This is a genomic window from Synechococcus sp. H55.9 (genome assembly GCF_047462355.1).
Classification (GTDB): domain Bacteria; phylum Cyanobacteriota; class Cyanobacteriia; order Thermostichales; family Thermostichaceae; genus Thermostichus.
The window spans coordinates 1-2,889 of record NZ_JANSJB010000153.1; the positions used below are offsets into that span (position 1 = coordinate 1).

The 2,889-nt window shown below is 58.0% G+C and carries 3 protein-coding genes; 1 reads left to right on the forward strand and 2 read right to left on the reverse strand.

All coding sequences use genetic code 11. The features are described from left to right. Positions 1-11: 11 nt before the first annotated feature. Positions 12-1,454, reverse strand: coding sequence for a gamma-aminobutyraldehyde dehydrogenase (locus tag NW857_RS12650; protein WP_414336129.1), 1,443 nt, complete (start codon positions 1,452-1,454; stop codon positions 12-14). 160 nt (positions 1,455-1,614) lie between these two features. Continuing rightward, the gene (locus NW857_RS12655; RefSeq protein ID WP_414369164.1) at positions 1,615-2,172 is read right to left on the reverse strand and encodes a CHRD domain-containing protein; all 558 of its coding nucleotides are present in this window, start codon (positions 2,170-2,172) and stop codon (positions 1,615-1,617) included. A 574-nt stretch (positions 2,173-2,746) separates the two neighbouring features. Here NW857_RS12655 and NW857_RS12660 point away from each other — a divergent pair. After that, a partial coding sequence (locus NW857_RS12660) for a transposase (RefSeq protein ID WP_414352323.1) occupies positions 2,747-2,889 on the forward strand: 143 nt, incomplete at its 3' end.

Sequence of the window (2,889 nt, forward strand, 5' to 3'; positions counted from 1 at the left end):
TGGTCGTAGCTTCAGGGGGTGGCGATCATCACATGCTTGGTAATCTGATAGTCGCGCACCGCCTCGGCGGAAAGATCTTTGCCAAATCCCGATTGTTTGAAGCCGCCATGGGGAGCCTCAGAGGCAATGGGAATGTGGTCGTTGATCCAGACGGTGCCCACCTCCAGCTCAGCGGCTAGTTTCATGGCTCGTCCGATGTCTTGAGTCCACACAGAAGCCGCCAACCCGTATAGGACGTCATTGCCCAGGCGTAGCGCCTCCGCTTCTTCGCGGAACGAGCCGAGCGTGAGAACCGGCCCAAAAACCTCACTCTGCACGATCTCCGCTTTTTGATCGACATTGGCAATCACTGTGGGTTCGTAGTAGTAGCCCCGGTCAAACTGGGAAGGGATCCGCCCGCCGGTCAGCACTTTGGCCCCTTCGGCTTTGGCCCGCTCCACAAATCCCATCACCCGCTCCCGCTGGGCTGCCGAGACCAAAGGACCCATCTCCACCCCCGCCTCAAAAGGGGATCCCAGTGTCACTTTGCGCATCGCCTCCACAATGGCCTCCTGCACCTGCGCCAGCTTGCTCTCGTGCACATAGACGCGGGTGGCTGCCGTACAGTCCTGGCCGGTGTTGAACGTGGCGGCGAAGGCGGCCTTGGCGGCCACGCTTTCCACGTCGGCATCTGCAAAAACCAGGAAGGGCGCTTTCCCCCCCAACTCCAAATGCACCCGCTTCAGGGTATTGGCGGCGGTGCGCATCACCTGCTTGCCGGTGGCGGTAGAGCCGGTAAGGCTGACCATGCGCACCTGCGGGTGCTCCACCAAAGCTTGGCCGGTGGCATTGCCCCCGGTAACAATGTTCACAACCCCCGGCGGGATCCCGGCTTCAGCGATCAGTTCCCCCAACATCAGAGTGGTCAGAGGGGTGGTGGGAGCAGGCTTGAGCACCACCGTACAGCCAGCAGCCAGAGCAGGGCCGATCTTCCAGACGGCCATCAGCAGCGGGTAGTTCCAGGGGGTAATTTGCGCGCACACCCCCACCGGCTCTTTGCGAAATAGCGAGGTGTAACCCTTGGCGTATTCTCCGGCGCTGAAGCCATGGATGTCGCGGGCGGCGGCAGCGAAGAAACGCAGATTGTCGACCGCAAACGGCAAATCTCCCCCCAAGCTCACCAGCTCGTAGGGCTTGCCGGTGTTTTCCGACTCTACACGTGCCAATTCGGCGGCGCGAGCTTCGATGAGATCCGCCAATTTCCAGAGGGCCAGGGAGCGCTCGCCAGGCGTGAGTTTCGACCAACGGCCATCGTAAAAGGCCGTCTGGGCAGCCTGCACCGCCCGATCCACATCGGCCGGGCTGGCATCCACCACCTCTGCTAGTTCCTCGCCAGTAGCCGGGTTCTCGATGGTCATCAAGCCCCCCCCTTGGCTATCGACCCATTGGCCGTCGATCCAGAGTTTGTAGGCCATAGCGATGTCCTCAACTGCTTGGTAAGGGTGAAATGGCTTTCCCCATTGTGCCGAATCTTCTTGAGTTGACCAGAAAAAAGGCAGCGCAAGCCCCAGCATTTGCGCCAAATGCTTTAGATGCTCCGCACCGCTTAGGCGGCTGAGAAGTCGCCTTCAAGATTTAGCGAGGGAAAACCACCTGGGCCCGCAACTCGCCGGGAGGGTTGGCCTGCGTATGGATGTTGATGTAGTAGGCCCCGGCCAAGAAGCTGGAGACCTGCTCAGGGGTGAGTTGGGCCTCTAGCGGGAAGTTCCCCGATTGATTGTCGGGATTGGGCAACATGTTCAGGACAAAGACGACCGGGCCTGTGGCCTGGGCGAAAGATTGTCCCGGCTGGGGCTGGGCCAGGTGAATGTGGCCGGGGCCAAAATTGGCGATCGGCAAAAGTGGGGTCGTGAGATTCGTAAAACTCCCCTGGACAGATAGAGTACGGGCGGTCTGGTTTAAAGTGACAACAGCACTGCCGCTGGCGGAGCTGGGCACCGCTACCGGCGGTACTTCGGCAGCAGGAGATAGGGTCAAGGTAGCCGTAGAGACTACAGCTCCCGGCGCAGGGGTTACCGAGCTGCCGCTCCCGCAGCCGCTGAGAAACAAGGCAGCAGCCAGGCAAACACCCCAAAAAGCTTTGCAGACAAAACGAAGCCGAAAGGCTGAATCCAGCAAAAACGTCAACAACATGGAAAAAGCTCCTCGGTCGGAGAACAAGCCATCTCAAATACGGAGCAGGCCCAGCTTCGGATTCACCCTTGGAGAACAAGATCACGATCGCCTGAGGAGTTACCCCTGTTTCTCAAGCCGTCTTCCTCTCGAGGGGCTTCCCAAGAGGTTGAAGCAGCCTAGCTGCTGAGGGGCGGAGGGCCGAAGATGGCCAAGCTCCAAGGCTCTCCCTCGCCAAACTTTCCCAGGCCAGGTTCGCTGATCTGTGTGTTTAAAGGGTTCCCAACCCCTTGACAGGAGGCCAAAACTTCATTGCAAGCATAGCGGGCACAGCCAAACAACTGGGCTAAGTTTGGCCTCTATTGGTCTGTAGGGTAAAGACTGTACTTGCACCGGGCTTTCATGAGCTCAAGTTAAGTTGGCATGTCTATGCCAGCCCATAGAACTAAGGGAAGAACGCAGCAGTATTTCCAGCTTACAGGCGCATTTGGTGTTTGTTACTACAGCCCTACAACAAAGCTACTTTGTGGAGTCCAAGCTACAGCCTGTTAATTTAAAATAGGGTACAGGTATTCAAGAGGAAGGAGAGAAGGGAATGCCAACCCATTCTTTGGATCTAAGGCAAAGAGTTGTAGCAGCTTATCAGGCAGGTAAGACCTCCATCCGCCAGGTAGCCGAACGGTTCATGGTGACCAAAAGAACAGTACACCGCTGGGTGCGACAGTACCAACAAACTCA